The organism is Streptomyces sp. GbtcB7 (assembly GCF_019091445.1).
Taxonomy (GTDB): Bacteria; Actinomycetota; Actinomycetes; order Streptomycetales; family Streptomycetaceae; genus Streptomyces; species Streptomyces mirabilis.
Window position 1 is genome coordinate 1 of sequence record NZ_JAGXJM010000178.1, and the last position, 360, is coordinate 360.

1 rRNA gene is annotated in these 360 nt (G+C 57.5%); it reads left to right on the forward strand.

The window, feature by feature from the left end:
* A 16S ribosomal RNA gene (locus KVT44_RS55745) occupies nt 1-67 on the forward strand; the annotation flags it as partial.
* Nucleotides 68-360: the final 293 nt, after the last annotated feature.

Consider the following 360-nt stretch of genomic DNA (forward strand, 5'->3'; position numbering starts at 1 on the left):
ACTGGCGATTGGGACGAAGTCGTAACAAGGTAGCCGTACCGGAAGGTGCGGCTGGATCACCTCCTTTCTAAGGAGCACTTCTTACCGATCCCTCCGGGGTGAGGTCAGAGGCCAGTACATCGGCGAATGTCTGATGCTGGTTGCTCATGGGTGGAACGTTGATTATTCGGCATCTTCAGTCATCTTAGGCTGTGAGTACTGCTCTTCGGGGCGTGGAAAGCTGATCATGAGTGGCGGGGGTGCCGGGCACGCTGTTGGGTGTCTGAGGGTACGGCCGATTGTTGGCTGCCTTCAGTGCCGGCCCCAGTGCACTCGAACCGGAAGGTTCGGGGTGATGGGTGGTTGGTCGTTGTTTGAGAA